This is a genomic window from Pseudonocardia cypriaca (assembly GCF_006717045.1).
Lineage (GTDB): Bacteria > Actinomycetota > Actinomycetes > Mycobacteriales > Pseudonocardiaceae > Pseudonocardia > Pseudonocardia cypriaca.
The window spans coordinates 2,016,212-2,030,174 of the sequence record NZ_VFPH01000001.1; the positions used below are offsets into that span (position 1 = coordinate 2,016,212).

Sequence of the window (13,963 nt, forward strand, 5' to 3'; positions counted from 1 at the left end):
CTGCAACCGGTGTGCCGGCGCAGAAGTCGGTGTGCGAGCGGCCCCGGGAACGACGAAGGCCCCGCCGGGCGGACCGGCGGGGCCTTCGTGTCGTCACTGCCTACTGCTGGCCGAGCGCCTCGCGCTCGACGGAGCGGGACTCCCGCTCGTCGTCGCCGGGCCGGTGCCCGTTGCGGGCGGCGGCCTCGGCCTCGGCCTCCTCGTGCCGGGCCCGCTCGAGGGCCAAGGTCTCCTCGGCCGGGTCCGGCGTGAGCAGCGAGCCGGCGACCGGCGAGCCACCCATGCCGAGCTGGTTCATCCGCTTGGGCACCGGGGCGCCCTGGTACTCCAGCGGGATCGCGTGGCCGTGTGCGTCGACACCGCCCAGCGGCTGGTGCACCTCGATGAACTCACCGTGCGGCAGCCGCTTGATGATGCCGGTCTCGATGCCGTGCTCGAGCACCGCCCGGTCGGAGCGCTGCAGCCCGAGGCAGATCCGGTAGGTCACCCAGTACGCGATCGGCGGGACCACCAGCACCCCGATGCGGCCCGCCCAGGTGGTGGCGTTGAGCGAGACGTCGAAGAAGTAGGCGATCAAGTCGTTGCTGCCCGACAGGACCAGCACCGTGTAGAAGGAGATGCCCATGACGCCCAGCGACGTGCGCACCGGCACGTCCCGCGGGCGCTGCAGCAGGTTGTGCAGGGCGTTGTCCTTCGTGAACCGCTTCTCGATCCAGGGGTAGGCGCCCGCGATGACGTAGAGCATCGGGAGGAACGCCGGGCTCGCCCAGAACGCCGGAGGGACGTTGTAGTCGCCGAGGTAGATGTCCCACGGCGGGAAGATCCGCAGCATGCCCTCGGTGAACAGCACGTACCAGTCGGGCTGGGAACCGGCCGAGATGTGGGCCGGGTTGTAGGGCCCGAAGTTCCAGATCGGGTTGATCTGGAAGAGGCCGCCCATGAGCCCGAGCACGCCCACCGTGACCGCGAAGAACGCGCCGCCCTTGGCCGCGAACGCCGGGAGGATGCGGACGCCGACGACGTTGCCCTCCGTGCGGCCCGGACCGGGGAACTGGGTGTGCTTCTGGTACCAGACCAGCCCGACGTGCACCGCGATCAGCGCGAGCAGGATGCCCGGGATGAGCAGCACGTGCGCGATGTAGATGCGCGGGATGATCTCGGTGCCGGGGAACTCGCCGCCGAACAGCGCCCAGTGGGTCCAGGTGCCGACCACCGGCACGGCGAGGGTGAAGCCGGAGGCGATCCGCAGCCCGGTGCCGGACAGCAGGTCGTCGGGCAGCGAGTAGCCGGTGAACCCGGCGAAGAAGCCGAGGAACAGCAGCAGCACGCCGATCACCCAGTTGGCCTCGCGCGGCTTGCGGAAGGCGCCGGTGAAGAAGGTGCGGAACATGTGCACGACCATCGCGGCCATGAACAGCAGCGCCGCCCAGTGGTGCACCTGCCGGATGAACAGGCCGCCGCGGACGTCGAAGGAGATCTGCAGCGAGCTCTCGAACGCCCGCGACATGTGGATGCCGCGCAGGTTCTCGAACACGCCGTCGTACGTGACCTCCTCCATGGAGGGGTCGAAGAAGATCGCGAGGTAGGTGCCCGACAGCAGCAGCACGATGAAGCTGTAGAGCGCGACCTCACCGAGCATGAACGACCAGTGGGTCGGGAAGACCTTGTTGAACTGCTTCCGCATGCCCGCTGCCGGGTGGTAGCGCTGGTCGAGCTCGTCGAGGGCGCTGACCACCTTGGCGTTGGCACCCGAGCCTGTCGGCGTGGTGAGGGCGCTCACGGGTTGTACCTCCGCTCCCAGAAGGCCGGGCCGACGGGCTCGGCGAAGTCGCCGGTGGCGACGAGGTATCCCTCGTCGTTGACTGTAATCGGAAGCTGGGGGAGCGGCCTGGTTCCCGGACCGAAGACCGGCCTCGCGTATTCCGTGGCCAGGAACTGCGTCTGGTGGCACGGGCAGAGGATCCGGTTGGTCTGCGACTCGTACAGCGAGGTCGGGCAGCCCAGGTGGGTGCAGATCTTGGAGTAGGCGTAGTAGTCGCCGTAGTGGAAGTTCTCGTGGCCGGCCCGCTGCACGACCTGCTGGTCGGGCCGCAGGCGGATCAGCATGACCGGGGTGTCCGAGCCGCGGAGCCCGGCGATCAGCGCCTCCTCGTCCTCGCGGTCGGCCTCGCGGAACGGGAACACCGTCTCCATGGAGCCGGGCGCCTGGTCCTCGGGGCGGACCAGCGAGACCTCGTGCGGGTCGCCGGTGTCACGGCGCAGGTAGACGGTCTCGCCGTTGACCGGCTTCCACCCGGTGACCCACAGCGCGGCGTTGTCGCCGCCCTTCCACGGGTTGCGCACCAGCGGCGCGACGGCCGCGATGCCCAGCCCGAGGCCGAGCACGCCCGCGGCGCCACCGGCGGCCCGGATGATCAGCTTGCGCCGAGCGATGCTGGTGTCCTGACCCGCCTTGACCAGCTGCGCGGTGACGGTGAGCCGGGCGACGTCGTCGGATGCGCCGTCGTGACGCTGCTGGACCGACACCTCGTCGGGGAAGAACTTCTTGATGTAGGCGATGACGCCGATCCCGAGGGCGAGCACCGCGAGCCCGAACGTGAAACCGACGATCGGGGTGTAGAGCGTGTAGAGCGTGTAGCCGGGTTCGCCCGGCGCCACGTACTCGTACGGCCAGAACAGGAACGCGGCGAGGAACGCGAGGCCGGACACCGCGGAGATCACGAACCACAGGGCGACGGCCCGCTCGGCGCGCTTCTCGGCACGCGTGCCGGGGATCGGCCACTTCCGCTGGTTGTGGACGACGTCGACGTCGTCCAGGATCCCGGCGAGCCGCGCGCGCTCCTCGACGGACATGTCCTCGACCTCGGACGCCGTCGGCACCGGCGGCTGCGGGTTCTCGGTGCCGAGCGCAGGTGGGTGCTGGTGCGAGGTGGTCATGACTTGGCCCCCAGCCACATTGCGACGCCGACCATTGCGGCGATGCCGACGATGAAGGCGATCAGGCCCTCGGAGACCGGCCCGATCCCGCCCAGCGGGTTGCCGCCCGGGTTGTTGTTCCCGTTCGTCACCGACGTGACGTAGGCGATGATGTCCTCCTTCTCCTCCGGCGCGAGCTGCCGGTCGGAGAACTTGGGCATGTTCTGCGGGCCCGTGAGCATCGCCGTGTAGATGTCCATCTCGGTGGCCGGGTCGAGCGTCGGCGCGTACTTCCCCGAGGACAGGGCCCCACCGCGTCCGGTGAAGTTGTGGCAGGAGGCGCAGTTGAGGCGGAACAGCTCCCCGCCCCGCGCCGGGTCGTCGCCGCGCAGGGCGAGGCCCTCGACGTTCGGCCGCGTGGGCCCGCCGCCGTTGGCCTGCACGAACGCGCCGAGCGCGTCGAGGTTGTGCTGGCCCTCGGGGCTGTTCGGGTCGAACTGGGCGACCGGCGGCTTGCGCTGCGCCTGGGCCTCCTGGCGGGCCAGCGGCATGCGCCCGGTCGAGACCTGGAAGTAGACGGCCGCGTCACCGACGCCGATGAGGCTCGGCCCGCGGTCCTCCACGCCCTGCAGGTTGGAGCCGTGGCAGGTGACGCAGGAGTTGTTGTACAGCTGCTCGCCCTGCGCGATCAGCGCGGCGTCGCCTTCCTGCGCCGTGGCCACCTGCGGCTGAGGCGCGAAGGCGGCGTACAGGCCACCCGCGGTGAGCAGGCCGATCCCCAGCGCAAGCGCGCCCGCCACGCGGCGGCGGAACCGGCTGCGCGGCCCACGGGGCTTCCTCGAAGGGGGTGTGGTGGTCATCGTCGGCGTCGTCCAGCCCTAACGGTCGGGTATCAGCGGATGAAGTAGATGACGGTGAACAGGCCGATCCACACGACGTCCACGAAGTGCCAGTAGTAGGACACGACGATCGCGGCGGTGGCCTGCTGCGGCGTGAACTTGCTGAGCTTGGTGCGGATCAGCAGGTAGACGAACGCGACGAGCCCACCGGTGACGTGCAGGCCGTGGAAGCCGGTGGCCAGGTAGAAGACGGTGCCGTACGCGTCGGAGGACAGCGTCGTGCCCTCCTCGACCAGCGTCCGGTACTCGTTGGCCTGCCCGAGCACGAAGAACGTGCCCATGAGCAAGGTCAGCAGGTACCAGCGGCGCAGCCCGTACACGTCACCGCGCTCCGCCGCGAACACCCCGAACTGGCAGGTGAACGACGACGCGACGAGAACGATCGTCACCACGAGCGCGTAGGGGACGTCGAGGTGCGTGTGGGGCGGCCACGGCAGGTCCGGCGGGTTCTGCGCGCGGGCGGTGAAGTAGATCGCGAACAGCCCGGCGAAGAACATCAGCTCGCTGGACAGCCAGACGATGGTGCCGACGCTGACCAGGTTCGGGCGGTTCAGCGAGTGGATGCGCGCGCTGATGGTGGGAGCCGCAGTCGTCACCGGGGCAGTATGAACCATCTTCTACAGCCTGTCGTCTTTACCCCCGGGGCAGGCGGGACGGGGCGGACGAGCACGTCGCACTACAGTTCCACGGTGTGAGCAGCCCCGTCGCGCACGAGACCCTGACCGTGCTGGTATTCAGCCACCGCCCGGAGGTCCGGGAGGCCATCACCACGGCGATCGGCCGGCGCCCGGCGCCCGACCTCCCCCGCGTCCGCTTCCACGAGGCGAGCGGCATCGCGGAGGTGCTCCAGGGGGCCGACGCAGGCGAGTTCGACCTCCTGATCCTCGACGGAGAGGCCCAGCCCACCGGCGGCATGGGCATCTCCCGCCAGCTGAAGGACGAGATCGACGACTGCCCGCCGGTCATCATCACGGTGCGCAGGCGCGACGACCGCTGGCTCGCCACCTGGTCCCAGGCCGACGCGGTGCTCGTGCACCCGCTCGACCCGCTCACCGCCGCCGAGACGGTGGCCGACGTGCTGCGGCGGTCGGCGTCCGTCGCGCTCCGTGGCTGAGAGCAGCCTCAGCTGGCCGGGGCTGCTCGGCCGGCTGCTCAGGGGTGAGCACCTGGGGTCCGCCGACACGGCGTGGGTGATGGACCGGGTGCTCTCGGCCGAGGCCACCCCGGCCCAGCTCGCCGGGTTCCTCGTCGCGCTGCGGGCCAAGGGCGAGACGGCCGCCGAGATCGCCGGGCTCGCGGAGGCGATGCTGCGCCACGCCCGGCGCATCAGCGTGCCCGGCCCGGCCGTCGACGTCGTCGGCACCGGCGGCGACCAGGCCCACACCGTCAACATCTCCACGATGACCGCTGTGGTCGTCGCGGCCGCCGGGGCGCCGGTCGTGAAGCACGGCAACCGGGCCGCGTCGTCGTCCAGCGGGGCGGCGGACGTGCTCGAGGCGCTCGGCGTCGCGATCGACCTGGCGCCAGAAGCGGTGGTGGCCTGCGTGGCCGAGGCCGGGATCGGCTTCTGCTTCGCCCCGGTGTTCCACCCCAGCTTCCGGCACACGGCCGGCCCGCGGCGCGAGCTGGGCGTTCCGACGGCGATGAACGTGCTCGGGCCGCTCACCAACCCGGCCCAGCCGGCCGCAGCGCTCGTCGGGTGCGCCGATCCCCGGCTCGCCCCCGTGATCGCCGAGGTGCTCGCTGGGCGCGGGGCGTCCGCGCTCGTGGTGCGCGGCGACGACGGCCTCGACGAGCTCACCACCACGACCACGAGCACCGTCTGGGTGGTCTCCGGCGGGCAGGTGCGGCGGGAGAGCCTCGACCCGGCCGCGTTCGGCCTCGCCCCCGCCACCCGGGAGTCGCTGCGCGGCGGTAGCCCCGCCGACAACGCCGACGTCTTCCGCGCGCTCGTCGGCGGCCGCACCGGGGCGGTGCGCGACGCGGTGCTGCTCAACGCCGCCGGCGCGCTGGTGGCGTTCGACGGGCCGCCCGCGCAGCTGGCGGACGCCTTCCCCGTGGCGCTCGAACGGGCCGCTGCTGCGATCGACTCCGGCGCGGCCGAACGCCTGCTGACCCGGTGGGTCGAGGTCTCGACCGCGCGCAAGGCGTAGAGCGCGACTCGCGTGCACCCCGACCGCGACTCGCGTACATCCAGACCGCGACTCGCGTGCACTGAGACCGCGACTCGCGGAGGTGGGGTGCCCCACGACCCGCGAGTCGCGGTCTGGGTGCGTGCGAGTCGGGTTCAGTCGAGGCCGACGGAGAAGCCGGCCTCGGTGTCGGCGCGGGAGTAGGAGCGGAAGGCGATGTGGGTGTCGGTGCGCCGCACCCCCTCGATCTTGCTGAGGCGCCCCGCGATCACGTCGGCGAGCTGGTCGTGCTCGGCGACCTTCACGACGGCGATCAGGTCGACGTCGCCGGCGCAGGAGTAGACCTCGGCCACCCCGTCGAGGTCGGCGATGGCCTGCGCCGTCTCGGGGATGCGGTCGGCGGCGGTGTGCACCAGGACGATCGCGGTGATCACGACGGCTCCCTCGGGTCTCGGACTGAACGCGAGACTAGTGGTTCCGGCCGCGCCCGTAGCCTGACACCCCGAGGGGTGATCCATCGTGGCCATCGGCGCGAGCCTGCGGGCATGGCGCGAGCGTGCGCTGTTGACCCAGGAGCAGCTGGCCGAGCGATCCGGCATCAGCGTCCGGTCGATCCGGCGGCTGGAGTCGGGTGCCGCGGCCCGGCCGCGGAGCTCCTCGCTCGAGCGGCTCGCGGCCGCGCTCGGCCTGACCGAGGCGGAACGGGCCTCCCTGATCGGTGCGGCGCGGAACACGGGTGTGCTCGAGGCGGGAACCCCGCCCGCGCGGTTCGCCGCGTTCCCGTCGCGGCCCCCGGGCGCGGTGCCGCGGCAGCTCCCCGCGCCCCCTCCGGCGTTCACCGGACGGACGGCGGAGTCGGCGGACCTGGAGCGGATCCCCGACGTGTCGACGGTGGTGATCACGTCGATCGACGGGATGGCCGGTATCGGGAAGACGGCGCTCGCGTTGCACGCCGCGCACCGGATGGCGGGCCACTTCCCGGACGGGCAGCTGTTCCTGGACCTGCACGGCTACACGGATGGCGTGGCGCCGGTCGTGCCGGGTGACGCGCTGGACCGGATGCTGCGGGCGCTCGGGGTGCCGGGTGATCAGATCCCGGACGAGCTGGACGACCGCGCCGCCATGTACCGGAGCCGGATGGCCGGCCGGAAGGTCCTGGTCCTGCTGGACAACGCGGCGAGCGAGGCACAGGTGGTGCCGTTGCTGCCCGGGACGGCCGGTTGCCTGGTGGTGGTGACCAGCCGCCGCAGGCTGGTCGGCCTGGACCAGACCCGGGTCGTGTCGCTGGACGTGCTCCCGCAACCCGACGCCGTCGCCCTGTTCGTCGACGCCGCCGGGGACGGCCGGACGGCCGGGGTGTCCGCCGAGGCGCTGGCGGAGGTCGTCGAGCTGTGCGGGCGGCTCCCGCTCGCGGTGCGGATCGCCGCCGCCCGTCTGCGCGCGCGTCCCGCGTGGTCCGCCGAGTACCTCGTGGAGCGGCTGCGCGACCAGCGGCATCGCCTGGGCGAGATCGAGGCTGGCCCGCGCAGTGTGGCCGCCGCGCTGGAGTCGTCCTGCCGGGACCTCGACCCGCAGCTGCGGCGCGCGTACCGATTGCTGGCGCTGCACCCCGGCGGGGAGCTCGACCGGTACGCCGCCGCAGCCCTCCTCGACACCGACCTGGACGACACCGGCCGGCTGATCGAGCAGCTCGTCGACGCACACCTGCTGCAGGAGCCGTCGCCGGGCCGGTTCGGGTTCCACGACCTCGTGCGCGACCACGCGCGGGCGGCGGCGCTCCGCGACGACACCGAGCCCGACCGCCGGGCCGCGGTCACGCGGCTGCTCGACCACTACCTGCGAACGGCGGCGGTGGCGATGGACGTCGCCTACCCGCTCGAACGGAACCGGCGGCCGCGCCTGCCGCCGGTACGCACACCGACCCCCTCCTTCGCCGACGCGGTCCGCGCTGCCGCATGGCTCAGCGGCGAGCTGCCGAACCTGGTCGCCGTCGCGAAGCACGCCGCCGAGCACGGCCGGCCCGACGACGCCCTGCGCCTGGGCGCCACCCTCCAGCGCCACCTGAACGACCAGGGGCACAGCGGCGACGCCGTGACCCTGCACGAGCACGCGCTCGCCGCGGCCCGGGCCGCCGGTGACGGCCGCGGCGAAGCCGACGCGCTGGTCCTGCTCGGCCAGGTCCACTGGTGGTCCCGCGGCCGGCCGGAGCGAGCCGTCGAGCTCTTGGAGCTCGCGGTGGCCACTGCGCGCGCCGCCGGCCATCACGCCGGGGAGGTGAGGGCGTTGACGACCCTCGGCCACATCCGGAACCTGCAGGGAGCGCACGACCGCGTCGCCGAGCACTTCGCGGCCGCGCGCGAGATCGCTCGGCACGCCTCGGACCACGGAGCCGAGATGGACGCGCTGTACGACGCCGGCTGGTACCACCTGCGGCGCGGTGGGCCGGCCATGGACGAGTTCGAGCGATGCCTCGCCCTCGCTCGCGCCACCGGCGACAGCGACCGCGAATGGCTCGGGCTGCACGGCCTCGCTCACGTGCACGGGATGCAGGGTCGGCTCGACCTGGCCATCGCCTGCTTCGACGAGGCGCTGCACATCGCTCGGGCCGCCGGCGACCAGCGCAGCAGGCTCGGCTGCCTGATCGGCATGGCGCGTGCCTACCACCAGCAAGGTCACGACCGCCAGGCCGGCGAGTACTACCAGCAGGTCCTCGACCTCGCCCGGGAGGTCGGCTACCCGTACTGGGAGTACGAAGCCGTGCACGGTCTCGGCCGGGTCGCCTGCGCGGCCGGGCGTGCAGAGCAGGCGCTGGCCCGTTTCGGCCGGGCGCTCGACCTCGCGACGGCGTACGGCAACGCCCTCGGGGAGGTCTGCGCCCACGACGGTCTCGCCCACGCCTGCCGTGCACTGGGCCGACGAGAGCATGCCCGCAGCCACTGGGAGCACGCCCTGGACATCCTCACGGAGCTCGGCCTCGCGGATCTCGACGCCGACCTCACCTACCAGGACGGAGTGACCGCCTCGGCGATCGGCGCCCACCTCAGCGAGCTCGACCAGCCCTCGGACGGCCCTGCCTAGTCCACCTCCAGCGGCCGGGCCCGCTCCGCCCACGCCCGCCACACGCCTGCGCCGCGGGCGGGTTCGGTCCACGCCGGTTCGCTGGCGACCAGGCGCGTGCCCCCGGTGGTGAACCACCGGTGCAGCAGGCGGACCTCCTCGACCGGCGCGCCGCGCAGCGGGCCGGGGCCGGGCAGGACGATCTGGGCGCCGAGCCGCAGCGCGTCGATCACCGGCATCGGCGCGACACCCCGCCGGGCGACCCCGGCGGCGGCGAGCCGCCCGTACCGCACCACGGCGATCTCCCACCCCCGGCTGCCGTCGGGCCGCGCGCCGACCACCTCCGGCAGCGAGGCGAGCGCGGCGAGCCGCTGCGACCGCCCGAGGCCGAGGATCAGCGCCGCCAGCTGGTCGCGCCTGCGTGCCGCGGTTTCGAACCGTTCCTTCGCGGCGAGCGCGTCGATCTCGGCTGCCACGGTGTGCAGGGGTGCGTCGTCGCGGCCCTCGACCAGGTCGGCCAGCGCGTGGACGGCGGGCGCGTACTCCTCGGGTGTCTGCAGGCCCGCGCACGGCGCGGCACAGCGGCCCATCTCGTGCAGCGCGCACGGGGCGGCCGATGCGCCCTTCGCCGGGATGCGCTGGGTGCAGGGGCGCAGCGGCACGACGTCGAGCACGGTGTCGACGGCCGCGGCGGCCGCCCGCCGGGACGCGAACGGCCCGAGCGCGCCGTCGCGGGGCCCGGTGACGACCGACAGCCGCGGGAACGCCTCGGCCGTGGGCACGACCCACCAGGTGTGGTGCGGGCGCTTGGACCGGCGGTTGTAGCGCGGGTGGTGCGCCGCGATGAGCCGCAGCTCGCGCACCGCGGCCTCCAGGGCGTGGGCGCAGACGACGGTGTCGACGCGTTCGGCGATGGCCACCATGTCGCGCACGCGCCTGCGCCGCTCGCCGGAGGTGAAGTAGCTGCGGACGCGCCGCTGCAGGTCGCCGCTGGTGCCGACGTACAGCACCTCGTCGCGCGGGCCCCGGAACAGGTACACCCCCGGCGCCGACGGCACCCCCTCGGCCAGCACCCGCTTCTTCCGCTGCTGCTGGGTGGGCCGGTGGGGCGCCGACTCCTTCGCGAGCGCGAGCAGCTCCTCCAGGCTCTGCACGCCGAGGTTGCCGACGCGCTCCAGCAGGCGGTGCAGGACCTCGACGGTGGCGCGGGCGTCGGCGAGCGCGCGGTGGGTGGGGCGCGTGGCCGTGCCGAAGAGCTCGGCGAGTGCACCCAGCCGGACGCTCGGGGCCTCGTCGTGGGACAGCACGGCCCTGGCGAGCCGCGCCGTGCACAGCACGGGCGGCCGGGGCCAGAGCTGGCCGTGCCGCTCGCACGCAGCGCGCAGGAACCCGGAGTCGAACGGGGCGTTGTGGGCGACCAGCACCGCGCCGCGCAGGAACTCCAGCACGGACGGCAGCACCTCCGGCAGCCGCGGCGCGCCGGTGATCATCGCGGTGGTGATGCCGGTGAGCGCGACGATGCCGGGCGGCACGCCGGTGCCCGGGTCGACGAGCGTGGCGAGCTCACCGATGCGCTCGCCACCACGCACCTTCACCGCGCCGATCTCGGTGATCGAGTCGTTCCCCGCGGACCCGCCCGTGGTCTCCAGGTCGAGCACGACGAACGTGACTTCGCGCAGCGGGGTGCCGAGCTCGTCGAACGTCAACTGGGAGGAGCGGGGAGGCACGGGCGCGGACGCTAACGCCACGCTCCGACAGTTCTTCGCGGCCCGGCGGTACGGATTGGGACCGCCGCGTCACGGGTGAACCGGCGCCAACGCAGATAACCTGGAGCGATGTCCAGGTCCGACGGCGCCTCCGGCCCGCCCGAGCAGGGTGGGGCGGTGCCGTCGACCGCGCCGTCGACCGGGCAGTCGGGCGGGCAGGTCGACTGGGCGAAGTTGCCCGAGGCGTTGCGCTCCCGGCTGGCCGAGCTGGCGGCCACCGCCGTCGGCTCGATGCCGGCCCCGGACGTTCCGGTGCCGCTGCGCAGGCTGGCCCGCTTCACCCCCGCCAAGCGGGCCAAGCTCGGCGGCGCCGCGCTCACGGCCGAGCTCGAGGCGTCGGCGGCGTTCCGCACGGCCGTCGTGGCCTGGTGGGAGGACCAGCGGCCCGGCGAGCTGACCACCGCGGCCGACGACCCGCTCATGGCCGCCGCCGCGGCGCTCCTGAACGACGACCCGGACGCGGGTGAGGCCGTCGCGGTGGCCGCGCGCCGAGGGGAGGCGGGGGAGCTGCGTGCGGAGCGTGACGCCGCGCTCTCCCGCGTGGACAAGCTCACCACGGAGCTGGAACGGCTGCGCGGCGAGCTCACCGAGGCCCGCGCCCACGCCCGCACGGCCGGGCAACAGCGCGACCACGAGTACCAGCAGCTGCGCCGCCGCGTCTCCGAACAGGGTGCCCAGCTGCGGGCGGCCCGCGACGCGCAGGCCGCCGCCGAGCGGGAGGCGGAGGAGCTGCGCCGTACCGCCGACCGCGAGCTCGCCGCCGCCGTCGCCGAGCGCGACCGCGAGCGGGAACGCGCCGAGGCCGAACGCAGGCGCGCCGACCGCGCCGCGGCCGAGGTGGCCGCTGCCCGGCAGGCGGCCCGGGAGGCGCGCAAGGCCGACGAGGTGCGCCTCGCGCTCCTCATCGACACCCTCGGCGGCGCGCTCACCGGGCTGCGACGCGAGCTGGCCCTCGGCGGCGGCGGGCCGCGCCCCGGCGATCTCGTAGCGGGCGCGCGCGCCGCGCGGGGCGGCAGCGCCGTCGGCACGGTCGCGGAGCTGGACGCCCTGCTCACCGTGCCGTCGCTGCACCTCGTCGTCGACGGGTACAACGTCAGCAAGACCGGCTACCCCGATCTCCCGCTCGCCGACCAGCGCTCCCGGCTCGTCGGGCAGCTCGGAGCCCTCGCCGCCCGCACCGGGGTGGAGATCACCGTCGTGTTCGACGGTGCAGGCGTGATCACGGCGCCGCCGCGCGGCTCCCGGGGCGTGCGCGTGCTTTTCAGCGACCCCGGCGTACTCGCCGACGACGTCATCCGCGACCTCGTGGCCGCCGAGCCGCAGGGCAGGCCGGTCGTGGTTGCCACGTCCGACCGCGCCGTCGTGCAGTCGGTCCGCAGCAGCGGGGCGCACGCGGTGCCGTCGGCGGTGCTGCTCAACCGGCTCGTGCGGGGTTAGCGGCTCGGCGGAATTGTCGGAGGTCGCTCCTAACGTCACGCGCATCGGACGGCGACAGGCCCGTCCGGCCCGTCGAGGGAGCAGAAATGATCATCGACTGTGACGGCTGCGCGGTGCGCGGCACCGCCTGTGGCGACTGCGTGATCGGAGTGCTGCTGGGTGCTCCGGCGCCTGCGGCCACCGCCGATCACGACCCCGGGGCGACGCCGGAAGCGCCGTCGGACGCGCCGTCCGGCGCGCAGATCGTGCAGCTCGACGCAGCGGAGCGGAGGGCGCTCGCCGTGCTGGCAGATCAAGGGCTGGTGCCGAAGTTGCGGTTGGTGGCCGCCGAACCGCGCCGAACGCCACGGGATGCGAGCAACGGGGGAGCCGTCCGTGACGCAGGGTGAGCAGATCTCCATTTAGACCGCACTTTCGCTCCGCTCCGTGCATGTGGGTGAGGCCACGCGGAGCGCCGCGCCGGGCGACCCCCGGGTTGAACCGGCTTCTCGCTGCTCCGTAATCTCCGCGAGACCTTGCGGTGCGTCAGCCATTCGACAGGGAGTGGCAACGCGAGGTCACCGCGCGATACCCCGATCGGCGCTCCCCCTACCCCGATCGGGTGTCAGCGCGGGATGGCGAGAGGAGAACCGTCCGCGTGCAGCCGCGTCGACGCACCTCTTCAGGTTCTGGGAAGTCCGTGCTCCCGGTCGTGCGTCGGATACACCGCCGCGGCCGGTCGGCCTCGTCCGTCGGATCGATCGTTCTGATCGTGATCCTGTCGCTGTTGGTCGGCGCTTCCCCCGCCGCCGCGCAGCAGGACCCACCCGACGCGGAGGAAGCGGCCCAGCAGCTGGAGAAGGTCAACCGCGAGGCGGAGGCCCTCACCGAGGAGTGGCACGCCGCCAAGGACACCCTCGCGGCCCGGCAGCAGGAGGTCACCACGCTGCAGGCCGCGGTCCAGCCGGCCAAGGATGCCGTCCGGGCCGCCGTCGAGGACGAGGAGCGGTTCCGCATCGAGGTCGACAGCGTGGCGCTGTCCACGTTCGAGAGCGGCAACCTCGACCAGCTCAACGCGCTGCTCGGGAGCCGCTCCCCGCAGGAGTTCCTCGACCAGATGTCGGCCCTCGAGACCCTCGCCGTCGAGTACCGCGAGAAGCTCGACCAGCTGATGACGAAGGTCGGCGACACCGCGCAGAAGCAGGCCGACGCCGACGCGGCGGTCGCGCGTGCCCAGGCGGCCGTCGACGAGGCGGCCAAGGCCGCCGACGACGTCCAGAACCGCAAGCGCGACGCCGAGAAGCGCATCGACGAGGCCCAGCGCCTCCTCGACCGGCTCAGCCCGCAGCAGCGGCGCGCCCGCAACGGCCCCACCCTGACCGGGCCGACCTCCATCAGCGGAAGCGGCGTCGGGGTCCAGGCCATCAAGGAGGCCATGAAGATGCTGGGCAAGCCCTACCGGTTCGGTGCGGAGGGCCCCAGCTCGTTCGACTGCTCGGGTCTCACGTCGTGGGCGTTCCAGCGGGTGGGCATCACGATTCCGCGCGGGAGCAGCCAGCAGGCGCGGGTGGGCACGCCGGTGCCACGCGACCAGCTGCAGCCCGGCGACCTCGTGTTCTTCTACAAGCCGGTGAGCCACGTGGGCATCTACGTCGGCAACAACATGATGATCAACGCACCGCAGACCGGTGACGTCGTGAAGTACTCGGACATCTCCAGCCGGCCGATCACCGGCGCGCGCAGGCTGTAGCCGAAGGACTCGTCCGCTCCCCGGAAC

Annotated in this window: 12 protein-coding genes; 6 read left to right on the plus strand and 6 right to left on the minus strand. The window is 73.3% G+C overall.

Translation table 11 applies throughout. From position 1 onward, the window contains the following. Positions 1-100 precede the first annotated feature (100 nt). The 4 genes from qcrB to ctaE are packed head-to-tail and all read right to left on the minus strand — an operon-like array spanning position 101 to position 4,429. The gene (gene qcrB / locus FB388_RS09570) at positions 101-1,780 is read right to left on the minus strand and encodes a cytochrome bc1 complex cytochrome b subunit (protein ID WP_142099529.1); all 1,680 of its coding nucleotides are present in this window, start codon (positions 1,778-1,780) and stop codon (positions 101-103) included. Continuing rightward, a complete protein-coding gene (gene qcrA, locus FB388_RS09575; protein ID WP_142099531.1) occupies positions 1,777-2,937 on the minus strand; it encodes a cytochrome bc1 complex Rieske iron-sulfur subunit in 1,161 nt (386 codons plus the stop codon). The genes qcrB and qcrA overlap by 4 nt, the downstream gene beginning before the upstream one ends. After that, complete coding sequence (gene qcrC, locus FB388_RS09580) at positions 2,934-3,776, minus strand: cytochrome bc1 complex diheme cytochrome c subunit (RefSeq protein ID WP_142099533.1); 843 nt, start codon at positions 3,774-3,776, stop codon at positions 2,934-2,936. The genes qcrA and qcrC overlap by 4 nt, the downstream gene beginning before the upstream one ends. A gap of 32 nt (positions 3,777-3,808) precedes the next feature. Next, positions 3,809-4,429: an aa3-type cytochrome oxidase subunit III gene (gene ctaE, locus FB388_RS09585; protein ID WP_142099535.1), complete on the minus strand. Its 621-nt coding sequence runs from the start codon at positions 4,427-4,429 to the stop codon at positions 3,809-3,811. Positions 4,430-4,506: 77 nt separating this feature from the next. On the opposite strand from ctaE, the gene FB388_RS09590 reads away from it, so the two are divergent. Together FB388_RS09590 and trpD are read left to right on the plus strand one after the other, a co-directional pair. Then, a complete protein-coding gene (locus tag FB388_RS09590) occupies positions 4,507-4,929 on the plus strand; it encodes a hypothetical protein (RefSeq protein WP_142099537.1) in 423 nt (140 codons plus the stop codon). Next, positions 4,922-5,968 (plus strand): anthranilate phosphoribosyltransferase, encoded by a 1,047-nt coding sequence (trpD, locus tag FB388_RS09595; protein WP_142099539.1) that lies wholly within the window; start codon positions 4,922-4,924, stop codon positions 5,966-5,968. The genes FB388_RS09590 and trpD overlap by 8 nt, the downstream gene beginning before the upstream one ends. Before the next feature lie 134 nt (positions 5,969-6,102). Here trpD and FB388_RS09600 read toward each other — a convergent pair whose 3' ends face one another. Then, entirely contained in the window at positions 6,103-6,381 is a 279-nt protein-coding gene (locus FB388_RS09600) for an Lrp/AsnC family transcriptional regulator (protein WP_142099541.1), read from the minus strand. Positions 6,382-6,466: 85 nt separating this feature from the next. On the opposite strand from FB388_RS09600, the gene FB388_RS09605 reads away from it, so the two are divergent. Further along, entirely contained in the window at positions 6,467-9,025 is a 2,559-nt protein-coding gene (locus tag FB388_RS09605) for an ATP-binding protein (protein ID WP_142099543.1), read from the plus strand. Here FB388_RS09605 and FB388_RS09610 read toward each other — a convergent pair. Continuing rightward, positions 9,022-10,731, minus strand: coding sequence for a DEDD exonuclease domain-containing protein (locus FB388_RS09610; protein WP_142099546.1), 1,710 nt, complete (start codon positions 10,729-10,731; stop codon positions 9,022-9,024). The genes FB388_RS09605 and FB388_RS09610 overlap by 4 nt on opposite strands. 108 nt (positions 10,732-10,839) lie before the next feature. On the opposite strand from FB388_RS09610, the gene FB388_RS09615 reads away from it, so the two are divergent. The 3 genes from FB388_RS09615 (at position 10,840) to FB388_RS09625 (ending at position 13,936) form a co-directional block, all read left to right on the plus strand. Then, positions 10,840-12,207 (plus strand): NYN domain-containing protein, encoded by a 1,368-nt coding sequence (locus FB388_RS09615; RefSeq protein WP_142099548.1) that lies wholly within the window; start codon positions 10,840-10,842, stop codon positions 12,205-12,207. An 86-nt stretch (positions 12,208-12,293) separates the two neighbouring features. Next, complete coding sequence (locus FB388_RS09620; RefSeq protein WP_142099550.1) at positions 12,294-12,596, plus strand: hypothetical protein; 303 nt, start codon at positions 12,294-12,296, stop codon at positions 12,594-12,596. 362 nt (positions 12,597-12,958) lie between these two features. Beyond that, complete coding sequence (locus FB388_RS09625) at positions 12,959-13,936, plus strand: NlpC/P60 family protein (RefSeq protein ID WP_142099552.1); 978 nt, start codon at positions 12,959-12,961, stop codon at positions 13,934-13,936. The last annotated feature ends 27 nt before the right edge of the window (positions 13,937-13,963 follow it).